We start from the raw sequence: 16,206 nt of genomic DNA, 5'->3' as shown, positions 1-16,206 counted from the left end.
GTTGATTGTGGCGAGAACGAACAGCTTTCTAGATTACCGAATTTGCTTGGCGACCATAGCGCTTTGGACCCACCTGACTCCATGCCGAACTCAGTAGTGAAACGAAGCAGCGCCGATGGTAGTGTGGGGTCTCCCCATGTGAGAGTAGGACATCGCCAGGCTTGCTTTCTTGTTTTCAGATTTTTGGAAAAATCTGAACGCAAAAACTGATTTAAGCATCAAAGCGGATATGTGTAAGACTTTGATGAGAAAATACAGAGCCCTGACCTCACGGTCGGGGCTTTTTTGTGTCTGTTATTTTTGTACTGAGCGCTATGCTTTCCCTTCCTGCTAGCTTTTCTACCGTGCGTTTCTCTGATCTTCTTTTCCCTTCTGTGCGTAATCTTGTTACCAGGAGGAGTGATTATGGTGACTGTATTTTATGACAGCATGTGTCCTTTATGCGTGAAAGAAATGCGTAAGCTGTCTCGCTGGGATACCCAGGGTGCGTTACAGCTGGTTGATATTCATCAAGCTGACTTCTCTGTTCGTTTTCCTGACATAGATCCCAGTGCCGCCAATCGCATTTTGCATGCGCAAGATAGCGGCGGGCAGATAGTGTATGGTTTAGATGCGATTTATGTAGCTTGGCGGGCTGTGAATAAAGGGTATTGGGTGAAGTGGCTACGCTGGCCTGGTATTGCTTGGTTTGCTGATAAACTGTACCTGTTCTTTGCCCAACACCGTTATCGCATATCCGCGCTGTTAACGGGGCAAGCTCGCTGTCAACAATGCCAACTTAAGTAAGGATGGATATGGCTCTGAGTGTGTATGATAGAGACGATATACTGGCGATGGAAAAGCGTTATCGCGCGGCGTTCGTGAATAGCCTGTCGGGCTTTAAATCGGCGAACCTGCTAGGCACCAGTGACTCAAATCGACAGACAAACTTGTGCATTGTGAGTTCTGCGTTTCATCTAGGAGCCAACCCAGCATTAATGGGCGTGATTATCCGCCCTGATACCGTACCGCGTGACACGCTAGAAAACATTCGCGAAACCGGGGTTTATACACTTAACCATGTTCAAAAGGAAATGGTTGTCGCGGCGCATCAAACGTCAGCACGCTATCCACACGGGGTGTCTGAATTTGAGCAAGTGGGGTTGACGCCCTTATGGCGTGAGCGAATCAATGCGCCTTATGTTCAAGAAGCCGCGATACGTCTAGGCCTGATTCTTCGTGAAGAGCATACCATGGCAATCAATGGCACCCATCTATTGGTCGGTGAGATCATTGAGGCGCATGTTCCAGATAGCTGTATCAGCCATGATGGTTTTGTCGATATTGAGCAAGCAGGCACCGTCGCGTTGAGTGGCTTAGACAGTTACCACTGCACCGATCGTGTGGGGCGGCTCAGTTACGCTAAACCCGACAGTATGCCTGAGTGGCTTGATTAGCGGGTACGCGCCATATAATGGGCATCGACAAACTCGCCGTTACGGAACGCAAACTGTTTGGCGGTGCCTTCAATTTCAAAGCCAAAGCGTTGATAGAGATGGATCGCAGCCGCGTTATCCGTATAAACGGTTAGTTCTATCCGTGAAACGTTCAGCCAGTTTTCGGCTAAATCGATCGCTTTTTCCATGAGCGCACTGCCAATGCCGCGGCCTTGATAGGCATCATGAACGCCCATGCCAATATCTGCGACGTGGCGACGGCGAGGATTCGCGGCAATGACGAAGCCGAGATTACCGACCACTTTATCCTCCAGCTCGGCAACCAACGGGTATACGCCATCTGGTACGTTATTAAGCCGTTTTTCCCACATGGCGAGGCTTGGCATCGGCAATTGTAAGGTGCCTGCTTGAGCCTTGGGTTGCGCATAGATATCGCGTATCGCCGGAATGTCGTCGGCGTGGTATTGACGAATAATCAGAGACATAACACATCCTTGTGGTGAGCTTACCTTTCTAATAAGCCATGGAAGCAAAGATAAATCAACAGCTTATATTAAATAAGTTACTGATTATTCATTCTAAATGTAGATCCAGTGGGGTTTTACTGGCTCGCCCGCCAATTTCTCGGGTCAGTCGGGGGACCAAATAGCCGGAAAGCTGGCCGATAATGTCTTGCACTAATGCGCGCGCTTCATCGTCCGAGACTAAAAAGTGGGCGGCGCCTTGAACTTTATCCAATACATGCAGATAGTAGGGTAAAACGCCAGCCTCAAACAGTCGTTGACTCAGAGCCACCAAAGCGTCAGCGCTATCATTCACGCCTTTAAGGAGCACGCTTTGGTTAAGCAGCGTGATACCTGCTTGTCGCAGTGCGTGGAGTTTGTCGCTTAACTGGTCATCGATCTCATTGGCATGGTTGATGTGGGTGACCATCACCACTTGTAAACGCGAGTGCGATAAACGCTCGGTCAGCGCTGAGGTGATGCGTGCGGGGATCACCACGGGCAAGCGAGAGTGAATACGCAGCCGTTTAACATGCGTTATTTGCTCGATAGCACTGATGAGCCAATCGAGCTCCTCGTCTTTGGCCATCAGCGGGTCGCCACCCGATAAAATCACTTCGTCTATCTCTGCATGAGCGGCGATATAATCCAGCGCCCCTTGCCACACGCGTTTGCTGCCTTTGTTATCCTGGTAAGGGAAATGGCGGCGGAAGCAATAACGGCAGTTTATTGCACAGCCACCCTTAACGATCAGCAGCACTCGGTTGTGGTATTTGTGCAACAGTCCAGGGACGGCATTATCTTGTTCTTCCAGTGGGTCAGCGCTGAACCCGTCAACCTCATTAAATTCGTCGGCAATCGGTAGCACTTGCTTTAGCAATGGATCATGAGGGTTGCCCTTTTCCATTCTGGCGACAAAACTGCGCGGGACGCGCTGTGAAAACAAACGGCGCGCCGTAAAACCGGACTCCCACCCCTGTGGTGAAATTTCAAGCATTTGCAGCAGTTCACTGGGATCTGTGATCGCCTCTGCGAGTTCTTTGATCCAGTTTCGCTCAACAGCAGGCTGGATTCGGGTTATGATGTGCGACATTTGTGAAAACTCGAAGATGTTAAGAGGATCAAGATGGCGTCTTTCAGCACTAATGAATTCCGCGGCGGTTTGAAAATTATGCTCGATAACGAGCCGTGTGTCATTACCGAAAATGAATTCGTAAAGCCAGGCAAGGGTCAGGCCTTTAACCGTGTCAAAATCCGTAAGTTGATCTCCGGTAAAGTACTAGAGAAAACATTTAAATCGGGTGACAGCGTTGAAGCGGCTGACGTGATTGAAGTCGATATGGATTACCTGTACACAGACGGTGAATTCTATCACTTTATGAACAATGAAACCTTTGAGCAAATTGCGTCTAACGAAAGCGCAGTGGGTGATAACGTCAAGTGGTTAGTCGAGAACAACACTTGTACGCTTACACTGTGGAATGGCGACCCTATCGTGGTTACCCCACCTAACTTCGTTGAACTAGAGGTAACGGAAACCGATCCAGGTTTGAAAGGTGATACGCAAGGCACGGGTGGTAAGCCTGCTACCTTGAGCACGGGCGCTGTGGTTCGCGTGCCTTTGTTTATTCAAATCGGTGAAGTGATTAAGGTCGATACCCGTACGGGTGAGTACGTTGGACGGGTTAAGTAACCTTTGTTAAAAAAAAGCCCTGCGCTTCATCAGCCAGGGCTTTTTTTATGCCTTGTTTTGACTGGAATTAGACAATCAATACCAACAGTATGGCCGCGACACTGACCGCAAAGGCGATGGCGTAGCAAATCACCTTACCGGCGAGTCCAACATGCAGCTTTAAGTCGTGCAGCCCGTGATGGATACGATGCATGGCATGCCACATAGGCAACGCAAGGGTGGCCAGGATCAGCAGCTTGCCGAGCCAGTGATCAGCAAACATCGTCACGCGGTCATAGCTCAATGCGGATGGGTCAATAACGCCAAGTGGGATGAGCACCCCCAGAATCAAGACAGTCACTGGGGTAAACATCGCGAACCAGGTTCCCCCGGCGCCAAAGAGGCTCCACCAAATGGGCTCATCGGAACGTTTGGGTTTGGAATCAATCATAACACCTCCTAAATGAGCACCAGAGCAATCAGTGATATCACCGCGACCGCGGCCCATTGCGCACCAATTACCCATTTACCGTCGAGCAGTTTGCCTTTAATGCGAATCGGCATTACTTGCGGCATCATGCTGAAAAATGTGGTGGCATGAAACAGGCTGGCGACCAAGGCGACCAGGTTCAAGATAATCACAACCGGGTGGGCCATGTAATCCAGCCAGCTTTGCCACGCTTGTGGCCCCTGAACCAAGCAAATTAACCCAGCTGTGAGACTCAGCGTGAAAAAGACCAAAGGCAGTACTGTCGCTTCGCGCACCATATAAAAGCGGTAGAACGGATGGTCGAGCCACCAAGTACGCGGCATGGGGCGTGTATAGGGTTTGCGGTTACTCATCCTCTTACCTCCTGCCCATCTTTATTAGGGTTAAACATGGCAATCACCATATCTTGGGTGGAAGCCACCTTGCCTTGGTTGACCGCACCCGCAGGATCAACACCTTTCGGACAAACTTTTGAGCAGTAGCCGACGAAAGTACATCCCCATGCACCGTTATCACTATTAATCAGTGGCATGCGTTGGGCTTTCCCCTTGTCTCGACTGTCAAGGTTATAGCGGTGTGCCAGCGCGATCGCAGCAGGACCAAGAAAGTCGGGATTGAGACCAAACTGAGGGCAGGCGGCGTAGCATAAGCCGCAATTGATACAAGCGGCAAACTGTTTGTAGCGTGCCATTTGTTCAGGCGTTTGCGTGTTGGGGCCGTCTTCAGGGCGACGATCATTACCCAAGATATAGGGTTTGATTGCTTCAAGACGCTCAATAAAGGGCGTCATATCGACAACGAGATCTTTCTCGATCGCAAAATTAGCCAAAGGCTCAATCACCACCCCTTTGGCGTAATCACGTAAAAACGCTTTGCAAGCGAGCTTGGGAACGCCATTGACCATCATCCCGCATGAGCCACAAATGGCCATGCGACAAGACCAGCGGTAAGACAGCGACTTATCGAGGTTGTCTTTGATATAGCCCAGCGCATCTAAGACCGACATGGTTTCATCACCGGGCACAACGAAAGATTGCGAGTAAGGCGACTCATCCGTTGCCGGATCGTATCTGAGCACTGAGACCTGGTAGGTAGTTTGCGTCATGATGCGGGCTCCTCTTGTTGATCCACATTGCCACGATTGGCGTGTTCCGCCGCATCGCCATATAGGCGTGCTTGTGGTTGTGATTTGGTGATTTTAACATCGCCGTAGTCAATGCGAGGGCCGCCCCCGGGTTGATAGAAGGCCAAGGTATGTTTGAGGTAGTTATCATCATCACGCTCGGTGCAGCCTTCATCTAGCCGTTGGTGAGCGCCACGAGACTCCTTCCGCTGGATGGCAGAGTGTGCCATGGCCTCTGCGACCTCCAAGCCATAGCCCACTTCAATGGCATAGAGTAGATCAGTATTGAACACACTCCCTTGGTCTTGGATGGCAACATGTTGATAGCGTGCTTTGAGCTCAGCAATTTTATCAATGGTGGCTTGCATCAGATCTTCGCGACGATAAATACCGCAGCCCGCTTCCATTGTGTCGCCCAGCTCTTTGCGAATATCCGCCCAGTTTTCTTCGCCTTGGTTGCTCAGCAACTGATCAATGCGCGCTTTGACGTTCTGAATCTGGGCATCAATCGCCGCTTGATTCCAACCTGTGAAAGTCGCTGCCCGTTTTGCTGCGCCTTCACCCGCTAACCGACCAAATACCGCCAATTCAGCGAGCGAATTTGAGCCGAGTCGATTAGCACCATGCAAACCGACGGAGGAGCACTCACCAACCGCAAATAAGCCGTTAACGCGTGTTTCGGTTTGGGCATCCGTTTCAATGCCGCCCATGGTGTAGTGCACGGTAGGACGAATAGGGATTGGCTCTTTAGCGGGGTCAACGTTGACATAGGCTTTGGCGAGCTCACAAATAAACGGCAGCCGTTCTTGAATGTAGTCTTCGCCGAGGTGACGTAAATCGAGATGCACAACGTCACCGAGCGTGTGCTTGATGGTGTTGCCTTTGTGTTGCTCATGCCAAAAGGCTTGCGAGACTTTATCGCGTGGGCCGAGCTCCATGTATTTGTTCTTTGGCTGCCCGACCGGCGTTTCTGGCCCGAGACCATAATCTTGCAGGTAGCGGTAGCCGTCTTTGTTGACAATAATGCCACCTTCGCCACGGCAGCCTTCGGTCATTAAGATCCCCGTTCCAGGTAGCCCCGTAGGATGATATTGGACAAATTCCATATCACGCAGCGGGATGCCGTGGCGATAAGCCATGGCCATGCCATCACCGGTGACAATCCCGCCATTGGTATTGCAGCTATAAACGCGTCCGGCGCCGCCAGTGGCTAGTACCACCGATTTGGCTTTAATACAGACCAGCTCGCCTTCCGCCATGTGCAAGGCAATTAAGCCTTGTACTTGACCGTCATCGATAATCAAATCAATCACAAAGTATTCATCGAGACGTTGGATCTGTGGGTATTTGGTCGAGGTTTGAAACAGGGTGTGGAGCATATGGAAGCCGGTTTTATCCGCGGCAAACCAGGTGCGCTCTACTTTCATGCCGCCAAAGCGACGGACATTGATGCTGCCATCGTCTTTTCGACTCCAAGGGCAGCCCCATTGCTCGAGTTGCACCATTTCATGGGCACAATGTTTAACAAAGTAATCGACGACGTCTTGTTCACATAACCAGTCGCCGCCGCTGACGGTATCATTGAAATGGTTGTCTAGGCTGTCTTCGTCCTTGATGACGGCAGCCGAGCCTCCTTCTGCGGCCACAGTGTGGGAGCGCATTGGGTAGACCTTAGATACCAGGGCAATATTAAGAGAGGGATCTGCCTCGGCGGCCGCAATAGCGGTGCGCAGCCCAGCGCCACCGGCGCCAATCACTGCAATATCTGTGGTAATGGTCTGCACGTTCATCCTCCAGTGTAGGGAAAGCCAGTGCTTGGCTTATTTATTGTTCTGCTGTCATGGTAGGCAATCTGTGCACAGCAAAAATTGACTCAGTCGGGGAATTGCCGTGATTTTGCGGACATGGGTGTTAAATTGCATAAAAGTGTGATGTTAGTCGTTAAGTGCCTGCCTCTCTTGTAAAAATGAGAAATACTCACCAAGAAAATGCGTCGTGTGACACATAGTTGTTGTGTGACATCAGTGATGAGCACTTGTCATTCCAGGCGGCAGCGATAGACTGACGCCATCAGAGAGTGCAAGGGTAAACGTATGAGTGAGAGGAATCAGTGGCAGCCAACCGCAGGCTTGTCACAATTGAAAAAACGCGCCGCGATCATTGCCCGTATCCGTCAATTTTTTGCTGATCGTCAGGTATGGGAAGTGGATACCCCTGTACTGAGCCAGGCAGCGGTCACCGATGTGCACCTGCATAGCTTCAAAACGTCTTTGGTTGGACCGGGTTTTGCTGACGGTGTCACCTTGCACCTCATGACCAGTCCAGAGTTCCATATGAAGCGGTTATTGGCCGCTGGAAGTGGCGCTATTTATCAGATTAGCAAAGCGTTCCGAAATGAAGAAGCGGGGCGCTACCACAACCCTGAATTTACGATGTTGGAGTGGTATCAACCTGGCTATACCCACCATGACTTGATGGATGAAATGGATGGGTTGTTACAAGCAGTACTTAGGTGCCAAGGTGCGACACGGATGAGTTATCAAACGGCCTTTGAGTCGTTCACCGGACTATGCCCATTAACCGCAGATATTATTGAGCTGCGTGCACTGGCTGCTTCGCAGGGATTGGCAGACATCACTCAGGATGAAACTGACAAAGATACCTTGCTGCAGTTGCTTTTCTCCGTGATGGTGGAGCCGAATATTGGCCAGCAGGCGCCCGCCTTTATTTATGACTTTCCCTCATCGCAAGCTGCGCTGGCAAAAATCAGTGAAGTAGACTCGCGTGTTGCGCATCGGTTTGAGGTGTATTACCAAGGCATTGAGCTGGCCAATGGTTTTTATGAACTGCAAGACGCCAACGAGCAGCGCCAGCGGTTTGAGGCGGATAATATCGCACGAGTCGCGCGCGGTTTATCGCCACAACCTATCGATGAGTACTTACTGGCCGCGCTGGAAAGTGGCTTACCTGATTGCGCGGGTGTGGCATTAGGGATCGATCGCCTTGTGATGCTCGCGCTCGGTTGTGATCACATTGATGCGGTGACCGCGTTTCCTGTCTCACGCGCGTAGCGCCGTAATAAAAACGCCGCCTTGCGGCGGCGTCTGAAAGGGCATTCACCTAGACTTTAAACTTGGATAAGTCTTGATGCATATCCCGCGCGGCTTGCGCCATGCTCTCACCTTGATCGCCGGTGGCACTGGCTTGCTGGTGGATTTCATAGGACAGATCTTTTACCGCTTGAGTATTACGGTTGATGTCGTCAGTCACTGCGCGCTGCTCCTCTGCAGCACTGGCAATTTGAATCGCCATTTCTGAAATCGTACCAATAGCGCTGGTGATTTGGTTGAGGCGCTCACTGGCCGCTTCGGCGCGATCCACACTCGATGTCGCCATTTCGTTACTTTGGGTCATATCATCGACCGCACGCTGCGTGGTGTGCTGCAGCGTCTCAATCATGTTGCGAATTTCTTCGGTGGAGTCATGGGTACGCTGGCTCAGCACGCGCACTTCATCGGCAACCACTGCAAACCCGCGCCCTTGATCGCCAGCCCGGGCTGCTTCAATCGCCGCGTTTAGGGCAAGCAAGTTGGTTTGCTCGGCCACCCCTTGAATGGTCGCGATGATTTGGTTAATGCTCTGTGCATTTTCATCCAGTTCACGGATTACATTGGTCGCGCGTTCTACTTGCTCGGCGAGTTGGGTGATGGCATTGCGGTTATCGCCGACCACGCTCAACCCTTCTTGGCATGACTGCTCCGCTTGTTGCGCCGATGAGGCCGTATCTTCGGCGTGACTGGCGACCTCGTTGGCCGTGGTCGACATTTCGTGGATAGCCGTCGCTATTTGGTCAACGTCATTTTGCTGCTTATCAACCAGCTGACTGGATTGCAGGGCGTGGGTTCGGCACTCTTCCGCGCTTTCTGACAACGTCATGCTCTGACTAACCGCTTTACCCACCATCTGCTGGAGCTGAGCGAGGAAGGCATTGACGTATTCAGCCAATTCGCCAATTTCATCTTGGCGGGCGATGTTGATCCTTTGCGTCAGATCCCCTTCACCTGCTGATAGGGTGCGCACTGCGCCTGTCAGCTCGCCTAATGGCTTTAGCAGTTGTTTGATTAACGCGCCGGCGACAAAGGCAATCACGATAAACAAAATCACTGAGGCAATCACCACAAAGGTAATTTGCTCTGATACTGAGGCATAGGCTTGCGTCTTGTCTTCAACGATACCCAAGGTCCAATCGGTATTGGGCACTTCGATAGCCGCGAGTAGCTTTTCTTTGCCATTGAGCTCAAAGGTGGTGAGTTGGCGTTGTGCGCTTGCATTGGCCATAAATGTCGGGGTGAGCTCTTCATCCAGCTCAGTGAGGGGTTGGCGACTGAGATCTGTGTCGCGATACGCCACTAAGCGGTTGTCACCATCGACGAGAAAGGCAAAGCCATTACTGAGTTTTAAATTTAACACTTGCTCGACAATATCGGTGACGGTGACATCGGCAGCCAGCACGCCTTGATATTGGCCATTGAAGGCCTTGGCGAGACTGACCACCAAACTGCCGTCGAAATCTTGATAGGGTTCGGTAATGATTAAGCCATTGGCGTCACTGGCGCTTTGATACCAAGGGCGAGTACGCGGGTCATAGTCGGCAGGCCAATCTTCGTTTTTATCACCGTAGGCGATACGGCCATCTTCAAAGCCGGCATACACGGAGAGGAAATGCCCGGCTCGCTTGGTCACCAAAAGCTCGCGATCGACATTGGCCTGATTGGCGATCAGTGATTCGTTTGCCAATAGCATATCGGCGCGAGTGCTGAGCCAGCTATCGATAAACTGAACGGTAGCATCCCCGACATCATGCATTTGCTTGGTAATACTGCTGGTCGTCTCGCTTTGGAGTTGACGCACAGAAATGCTGGCAAGTACCGCACTGACCAAGGCCACGATAAAGGCAATCGCCACAATGATTTTTAGCTTAATGGTTGGCTTGGGCATAGACACATTTCCATCTGCTTGAAAAGTGTCACAAGTGTATACGCAACGTTTGCACTAAAGTTGGATCGATAAGACAAAATGCGGTTACAACAGCAGCAAAGCGCGAAAAGAAGGATGAATCTGTGATCTTTCTGCCAGTGACAGTCTGCCTACCCAGGCAGGCAGACTGCAGTGGCTCAGGTTATACTTTGAACTTGGAGAGGTCGTTGTGCATTTCTTGCGCATCTTGCGCCATTTGCTCACCTTGCTCGCCCGTTTCATTGGATTTTTGGTGGATCTCTAACGATAGGTCACGTACCGCTTGGGTATTACGGTTGATATCCTCGGTCACCGCACGTTGTTCTTCAGCCGCGCTGGCAATTTGCGCGGCCATCTCAGAAATGTCGCCAATTGCACGGGTGATTTCGTTGAGCTTGTCGCTCGCTGAGGCCGCGCGCTCGACACTTGAGGTGGCCATCTCGTTGCTTTGGGTCATGCCATCTACTGCGCGTTGAGTGGTATTTTGCAGCGTTTCAATCATGTTACGGATCTCTTCCGTAGAGTCATGAGTACGCTGACTCAGCACACGGACTTCGTCGGCGACCACGGCAAAGCCGCGCCCTTGTTCACCGGCACGCGCCGCCTCTATCGCAGCGTTAAGTGCAAGGAGGTTAGTCTGCTCCGCGATATCTTGAATGGTGGAGATAATTTGGTTGATGCTTTGTGAGTTGGTATCCAGTTCACGGATTACATCTGTGGCTTGTTCCACCTGTTCTGCCAGTTGGGTAATGGCATCACGGTTACTTTCCACGACCTCTAGGCCGTCACGGCATGATCCCTCTGCCTCTTGGGCGGAGCGAGCGGTTTGTTCGGCGTTACTGGCCACTTCGTTGGCCGTGGTCGACATCTCATGGATGGCGGTGGCAATTTGATCCACATCGCCTTGCTGCTGACCCACCAAACTACTGGACTGGTGAGCAAGGTTGCGACATTGGTCGGCCCTATCAGACAAGGTCACACTCTGAGTGACGCTGCGGCCTATCATCGCTTGTAACTGCTCAAGGAACGCATTGACGTGCCCGGCTAACTCACCGATTTCATCTTTACGGACAATATCAAGGCGCTGAGTCAGATCCCCACTGCCTTTTGAAAGTGAGCTCACAGCCTGTGTCAGTTGGGTCAGTGGCGCCAACATCCGGTGGATAAGGGCGCCGGCAATCAATGCAATGATCACAAAGAGAATCACTGACGTGACCAAGGTGGACACAATCTGCTCTGAGACAGACGCAAACGCCAACTTTTTGTCTTGTACCACGCCAAGGCTCCAGTCAGCGCCTTCAACGGGCGTCACCGCGAGCAGCTTTTCTCTTCCGTCACCGTCAAAGGTAATGCTCGCGAGTGCGTCACTGTTACGTGCCTTTTGGATAAAAGCGGGGGTGAGCTCATCGTCAACCTCGGTGAGCGCTTTGGTACTGAGCGCGGTATCCCGATAAGCGACGACATTGTTATTCCCGTCCACCAAAAAGGCAAAGCCTTGGTTGGGCAAACGCACGTTGAGCACTTCTTGCACAATGGCGTCAACGGAGAGGTCTGCAGCAATGACGCCCTCATAGCGTTGATTGAACGATTTGGCAAAACTGATCACCATCCCAGCGCCATTGGCATCGACATAAGGTGGCGTGATAATCAGCTCATTGGCGGCGTTGGCCTGTTTGTACCAAGGCCGAGTCCGTGGGTCGTAATTGGCCGGCCAGCTCTCCGTTTTGTCACCATAAGCAACAGAGCCATCGGCAAAGCCGGCGTAAACGGTGAGAAAGTCACCTTGGCGTTTGGTCAATAAGAGTTCTCGATCAACATTGGGCTGGGTCGCAATCAATGGCACATTGGCGACTAACATGTCACTGCGGATATCTAGCCACTCTTCGATAAAATTGCTGGTGGAAAGACCGACATCGCGCATTTGTTCGGTAACGTTTTGCTGCGTCTCTTGTTCCAATTGGTTAACGGAAAACCATGCCTGTACTGCACTGACTAAGGCAACGACCAAAGCAACAGCAAGCAATATTTTGGTCTTGATGGTGAATTTCATTAAAGATCCCTCGTACTACCACGTTTTGATGATACTTTCTTATTGAGTATCTGCTTAATTGTAGAAAGCTTGAGTCAATGAGGGATAAAGAATTTTGCAAAAAGTGGGTTTATCCTCAAAGCTCAGTTGGCTGTCTTACTCACATCTTTGGTGTTATCCCATTTTTAACCGATGAAAAATATCAATTTTCTCGTTCTGGGGCGAATCTATCGTTTTGTGTCTCAATCGTTAAACGATTGTCATGTGAGTAAAACGACAGCACTGTAAACCAAACCTAAACCACTGACCCCTAAAATAACCCCGACCTTTACCAAATCTTGACTGTTGATAAAGCCGGTTGAATACGCCAATGAATTGGGCGGTGTCGAAACGGGTAGAATCATCCCCAAGGAAGCGGAAAAGGCGACCACAATTAATAGCCCCTGCATACCGCCAATGCTTGCCAGTGCGGGCATGGAGGTCGCGATGGCTGCGGCTATCGGCATTAAGAGGTTGGCGGTGGCTGTGTTGGACATAAAGTTCGCCATCAGCCAGCAGATAATCGACAAGGTAACCAGCACCGTCATGGCGGTAAGCAAGTTGTAATCGACCGCATGTGCGAGCGCCGCGGCAAGCCCTGTTTGATCGAGCGCGATCCCCATTGCAATCCCGCCAGCGACCAGCCATAAGACATCCCAGTTGATTTGTTTAAGCTCCGGCTTACCAATAATGCCGGTGAGGGTAAAAATCGCCAGTGGTATCACTGCAACCACGTAGGTGTTCATGCCATGCAAACTGGTGGTGAGCCAGAGCACAATCGTGAGGGCGAAGGTGATATAGACAGTGTAGGCTTGCCAGCTTTGTAGAAAGCGTCCCTCTAAAGCGAGATTGACTTGGGTCTGTTGGCTACGAAAGAGACGTTGTAATAGCCACCAGGCGAAGGTGAGCTGAACGATCACGAAAGGCAGACCCATCTGCATCCAGCCCAAAAAAGAGACTTTATACTCTCCCGTTAGATACTGTAAGGCAATGGCGTTTGGGGGCGTTCCTATTGGGGTGGCAATGCCACCGGTATTGGCGGCCACGGGAATGCAAAGCACGAGCGCCTTGATAAGAGGATCCCCCTTTGGCAGCACTGCGATAATTGGCGTTAATAGCGCCAGCATCATCACCGTGGTGGCAGTATTGGACATAAACATCGAGAATACCGCGGTAATTAACATCAGACCGAGCATGATAAATTTAGGGTGCTGACCAAAGGGTTTCAGCAATACACGTGCTAAGTTGATATCCAGTTCATATTTTGACGCGGCGATGGCCAGTGAAAATCCTCCCATAAACAGAATAATAATGGGGGATGAAAACGCACTTAAAATATCGGTATAGGGGATTAATTCGCCCCGGGGGTGATGCGCGGTTTCGCCGCGAAACCAGTGCAAGCCTTTATCCGAAATCATCACCAATTGCAGTGTGATAATCAGTAAAGACGTAGAAAAAACAGGCACAGGCTCAAGGACCCATAGCAAGGCTGCCATCAAAAAGATCGCCAATAACCGGTGTTGAACAATGGTGAGGTTAGCAATGGGCAACCAATCGGTGGGTATCAGTAATAATACGAGCGGTAAGCCGAGGGCGACCAGTAATTTGATAAAATGAGCATTAATCACAAATACGCTCCTTCGTCATCGGTGGGCGAGCGCGTTCTGCTTGAGACGCGAAGACTCGCGTGCGCCTGGTTATCAGTAATGGAATATCCTTATCATACGGTGCTGCATCGACGATTAACGGGAAAAATCTCCGAGTTTCGACACAAAAAAGGGGCATAAATGCCCCTTATTTCACATTTTCTACTTTGGATAGGTGCGGTGGGTTAGCGCTGGCGATGCGCGTAAGCTTGCCCGAGCCGTGTGGTTTCTCCAGGGCAAACGCAATCATCAAAGTGTACCGCTCCTATAGGGAACAGGTTAATCACGGTAGACCCAAGCTTAAACCGACCCATTTCGTCACCTTGAGCAAAGTGAATCGCTTGGTCCCCTTCGCTTGGGTATTGCCAGCGACGAATACTGCCGCCAGTGGGTGGGGTAACCGTCCCTGCCCACGTGGTTTCGATACTGCCGACAATGGTGGCGCCGACTAATATTTGCGCCATGGGACCAAATTCCGTATCGAAAACGCACACGACACGCTCGTTACGTGCAAAGAGATTAGGCACGTTTTCTGCCGTCAATGGATTCACTGAAAACAAGTCGCCAGGAATATAAATCATCTCTCGCAACACCCCGTCACACGGCATGTGGACGCGGTGATAGTCGCGAGGGGAAAGGTACAAGGTGGCGAATTCCCCCTGATCAAATTTTGCTGCTAAGGTGTCATCGCCACCGATCAATTCAGTCAGTGAGAAGCTATGGCCTTTCGCTTGAATCAAGCGGCCTTGATCGATGGCGCCAGCTTGGCTGACACAGGCATCTGCGGGAAAGACAAGTGTGTCGTGATCGCCTTCGATAGGACGAAGTGCAGGCTTCAGCTCGCGGACGAAAAAGTCGTTAAAGGTGCGATAGTAACTCGGATCGCTGACTTTCGCTTCGCTCATATCGACGTGATATTGCTTGATAAACCATTTGATCACAGCAGTGGTTAACCAGCCACCTTTTAAGCTCGCAAGCTTGCCCATTAATCGGGTTAACGCGTGTTTCGGCGTAAGATATTGTAGGCCGACTTTCAAATCGTCTCGCACAGTGTAGTCCTAACCAGTTATTGTGTTGATGATGCAGGTGATGCGCACCTTTACTGGCGCGCAGTGTAGCGAATCTGTGGGCGAAGTGACAGCCGCTCAGTGTTGCTTATTGCGAGAGAACTGACGGTTGTCTTTGGCTTCTTTCATGCTCTCAATGATACGGTGGTAGCTATCAAAGCGCTCGACACTAATATGTCCATCTTCGACCGCTTGTCGCAGTAGGCAACCGGGATCATCACCATGTTTGCAATCACGGAACTTACACCCACCTAAATAGTCACGAAATTCGACAAAGCCATGGGCAATTTGTTCCGGTTCTAAATGCCATAAGCCAAATTCACGCACGCCAGGGGAGTCAATCAGGTCGCCACCTTGATCAAAATGGTACAAACGTGCAGCGGTGGTCGTATGTTGGCCGAGCCCTGAATTTTCCGATACCTGGTAGGTTTGGGCGTGGACGTCAGGGAGTAGGGTATTGACCAAGCTCGATTTACCGACACCGGATTGGCCGACAAAGACGCTGACATGTTGGTCGAGGTGTTGGACGAGCGCCGACATACCTTCGCCCGAGTCTGCGCTGACCATCACCACGGAATAACCTATTTCTCGATAGATATCGAGTAGTTCATCGACCATCTCCCGACCTTCTTCGTCCAATAAGTCGACTTTATTGACAACAATCAGCGGCGCGATATCTAGAGCCTCACAGGCAATCAGATAACGGTCGATAATGTTGAGCGACAGCTCGGGTAAAATAGCGGCCACGATCACGACTTGATCAATGTTCGCAGCCACTGGCTTGACCCCATCGTAATAATCGGGGCGAGTGAGCACAGAATCACGCTCACGGACGGCTTCTACCACCCCAGCAAACCCATCAAGTGTCTCTTTACCGGGGCGCCAGACCACTCGGTCGCCGGTGACTAAACTATGGACAGAGCGGCGTAGGTTGCACCTATGCACTTTTCCTGTATCCGGGTCTTCGATATCGGCGTGCTGGCCAAAACGGGTGATAACACGCCCTTCACGCGCAGACTCCAGCGCTGCATCTTCCCACTGAAGATCGTTATCTTTATCTTTGATCCGGCGCTGCTGGTTGGATCTGACCCGTCGCAGTTGCCCCTTGGTTAGCTTTTTCTTTTTTGCCACGTTGACTCTTATCGGTTAAGTTGGCTGTCATATCAAGCACAGTATGATACATGG

At 51.0% G+C, this 16,206-nt stretch carries 15 protein-coding genes and 1 rRNA gene; 5 read left to right on the top strand and 11 right to left on the bottom strand.

Translation table 11 applies throughout. From position 1 onward, the window contains the following. Positions 1-45: 45 nt before the first annotated feature. From rrf to BZG74_RS13920, 3 genes are all read left to right on the top strand, one after another. Positions 46-161, top strand: a 5S ribosomal RNA gene (gene rrf, locus BZG74_RS13930). Positions 162-405: 244 nt separating this feature from the next. After that, complete coding sequence (locus BZG74_RS13925; protein ID WP_077773146.1) at positions 406-786, top strand: thiol-disulfide oxidoreductase DCC family protein; 381 nt, start codon at positions 406-408, stop codon at positions 784-786. A gap of 8 nt (positions 787-794) precedes the next feature. Further along, positions 795-1,436 carry a flavin reductase family protein gene (locus tag BZG74_RS13920; RefSeq protein WP_077773145.1) on the top strand — a complete coding sequence of 214 codons (642 nt, stop codon included), beginning with the start codon at positions 795-797 and terminating at the stop codon, positions 1,434-1,436. Here BZG74_RS13920 and BZG74_RS13915 read toward each other — a convergent pair. Beyond that, entirely contained in the window at positions 1,433-1,921 is a 489-nt protein-coding gene (locus tag BZG74_RS13915) for a GNAT family N-acetyltransferase (RefSeq protein ID WP_077773144.1), read from the bottom strand. The two genes, BZG74_RS13920 and BZG74_RS13915, sit on opposite strands and share 4 nt — an antisense overlap. 88 nt (positions 1,922-2,009) lie before the next feature. After that, the gene (epmB, locus tag BZG74_RS13910; RefSeq protein WP_077773143.1) at positions 2,010-3,032 is read right to left on the bottom strand and encodes an EF-P beta-lysylation protein EpmB; all 1,023 of its coding nucleotides are present in this window, start codon (positions 3,030-3,032) and stop codon (positions 2,010-2,012) included. 33 nt (positions 3,033-3,065) lie between these two features. Here epmB and efp point away from each other — a divergent pair, with 33 nt between their 5' ends. Further along, positions 3,066-3,632 carry an elongation factor P gene (gene efp / locus BZG74_RS13905; RefSeq protein WP_046074398.1) on the top strand — a complete coding sequence of 189 codons (567 nt, stop codon included), beginning with the start codon at positions 3,066-3,068 and terminating at the stop codon, positions 3,630-3,632. 67 nt (positions 3,633-3,699) lie between these two features. Here efp and frdD read toward each other — a convergent pair whose 3' ends face one another. The 4 genes from frdD to frdA are packed head-to-tail and all read right to left on the bottom strand — an operon-like array spanning position 3,700 to position 7,008. Continuing rightward, positions 3,700-4,062, bottom strand: a complete 363-nt coding sequence (gene frdD, locus BZG74_RS13900; RefSeq protein ID WP_077773142.1) for a fumarate reductase subunit FrdD — start codon at positions 4,060-4,062, stop codon at positions 3,700-3,702. Between the two features lie 8 nt (positions 4,063-4,070). Then, positions 4,071-4,454 carry a fumarate reductase subunit FrdC gene (gene frdC / locus BZG74_RS13895; protein ID WP_077457626.1) on the bottom strand — a complete coding sequence of 128 codons (384 nt, stop codon included), beginning with the start codon at positions 4,452-4,454 and terminating at the stop codon, positions 4,071-4,073. Further along, positions 4,451-5,206 carry a succinate dehydrogenase/fumarate reductase iron-sulfur subunit gene (locus tag BZG74_RS13890; protein WP_077773141.1) on the bottom strand — a complete coding sequence of 252 codons (756 nt, stop codon included), beginning with the start codon at positions 5,204-5,206 and terminating at the stop codon, positions 4,451-4,453. The genes frdC and BZG74_RS13890 overlap by 4 nt, the downstream gene beginning before the upstream one ends. Further along, positions 5,203-7,008, bottom strand: a complete 1,806-nt coding sequence (gene frdA / locus BZG74_RS13885; RefSeq protein ID WP_077773148.1) for a fumarate reductase (quinol) flavoprotein subunit — start codon at positions 7,006-7,008, stop codon at positions 5,203-5,205. The genes BZG74_RS13890 and frdA overlap by 4 nt, the downstream gene beginning before the upstream one ends. 309 nt (positions 7,009-7,317) lie before the next feature. On the opposite strand from frdA, the gene epmA reads away from it, so the two are divergent. Further along, positions 7,318-8,295 carry an elongation factor P--(R)-beta-lysine ligase gene (gene epmA, locus BZG74_RS13880; RefSeq protein ID WP_077773140.1) on the top strand — a complete coding sequence of 326 codons (978 nt, stop codon included), beginning with the start codon at positions 7,318-7,320 and terminating at the stop codon, positions 8,293-8,295. Between the two features lie 49 nt (positions 8,296-8,344). Here the strand turns inward: epmA and BZG74_RS13875 are convergent, their stop codons facing one another. From BZG74_RS13875 to rsgA, 5 genes are all read right to left on the bottom strand, one after another. Further along, the gene (locus BZG74_RS13875; protein ID WP_077773139.1) at positions 8,345-10,222 is read right to left on the bottom strand and encodes a methyl-accepting chemotaxis protein; all 1,878 of its coding nucleotides are present in this window, start codon (positions 10,220-10,222) and stop codon (positions 8,345-8,347) included. A 181-nt stretch (positions 10,223-10,403) separates the two neighbouring features. Beyond that, entirely contained in the window at positions 10,404-12,290 is a 1,887-nt protein-coding gene (locus BZG74_RS13870) for a methyl-accepting chemotaxis protein (protein WP_077773138.1), read from the bottom strand. A 239-nt stretch (positions 12,291-12,529) separates the two neighbouring features. Next, positions 12,530-13,936 (bottom strand): SLC13 family permease, encoded by a 1,407-nt coding sequence (locus tag BZG74_RS13865; protein WP_077773137.1) that lies wholly within the window; start codon positions 13,934-13,936, stop codon positions 12,530-12,532. A gap of 203 nt (positions 13,937-14,139) precedes the next feature. Then, complete coding sequence (gene asd / locus BZG74_RS13860) at positions 14,140-15,003, bottom strand: archaetidylserine decarboxylase (protein WP_077773136.1); 864 nt, start codon at positions 15,001-15,003, stop codon at positions 14,140-14,142. 96 nt (positions 15,004-15,099) lie between these two features. Beyond that, entirely contained in the window at positions 15,100-16,152 is a 1,053-nt protein-coding gene (rsgA, locus tag BZG74_RS13855) for a small ribosomal subunit biogenesis GTPase RsgA (RefSeq protein WP_077773135.1), read from the bottom strand. Between the last annotated feature and the right edge of the window lie 54 nt (positions 16,153-16,206).

The sequence above is a fragment of the Salinivibrio sharmensis genome, assembly GCF_001995985.1.
Lineage (GTDB): Bacteria > Pseudomonadota > Gammaproteobacteria > Enterobacterales > Vibrionaceae > Salinivibrio > Salinivibrio sharmensis.
Note: the sequence above shows the minus strand (reverse complement) of the source record. Positions and strands in the feature narration are given on the sequence as shown.

Bases quoted from the DNA above. Each gene is read 5' to 3' on its own strand.
- efp (WP_046074398.1), top strand. From the start codon at position 3,066: ATGGCGTCTTTCAGCACTAATGAATTCCGCGGCGGTTTGAAAATTATG.
- frdD (WP_077773142.1), bottom strand. From the start codon at position 4,062: ATGATTGATTCCAAACCCAAACGTTCCGATGAGCCCATTTGGTGGAGC.
- BZG74_RS13875 (WP_077773139.1), bottom strand. From the start codon at position 10,222: ATGCCCAAGCCAACCATTAAGCTAAAAATCATTGTGGCGATTGCCTTT.
- BZG74_RS13925 (WP_077773146.1), top strand. From the start codon at position 406: ATGGTGACTGTATTTTATGACAGCATGTGTCCTTTATGCGTGAAAGAA.
- epmA (WP_077773140.1), top strand. From the start codon at position 7,318: ATGAGTGAGAGGAATCAGTGGCAGCCAACCGCAGGCTTGTCACAATTG.
- BZG74_RS13920 (WP_077773145.1), top strand. From the start codon at position 795: ATGGCTCTGAGTGTGTATGATAGAGACGATATACTGGCGATGGAAAAG.
- BZG74_RS13915 (WP_077773144.1), bottom strand. From the start codon at position 1,921: ATGTCTCTGATTATTCGTCAATACCACGCCGACGACATTCCGGCGATA.
- BZG74_RS13870 (WP_077773138.1), bottom strand. From the start codon at position 12,290: ATGAAATTCACCATCAAGACCAAAATATTGCTTGCTGTTGCTTTGGTC.
- frdC (WP_077457626.1), bottom strand. From the start codon at position 4,454: ATGAGTAACCGCAAACCCTATACACGCCCCATGCCGCGTACTTGGTGG.
- BZG74_RS13890 (WP_077773141.1), bottom strand. From the start codon at position 5,206: ATGACGCAAACTACCTACCAGGTCTCAGTGCTCAGATACGATCCGGCA.
- epmB (WP_077773143.1), bottom strand. From the start codon at position 3,032: ATGTCGCACATCATAACCCGAATCCAGCCTGCTGTTGAGCGAAACTGG.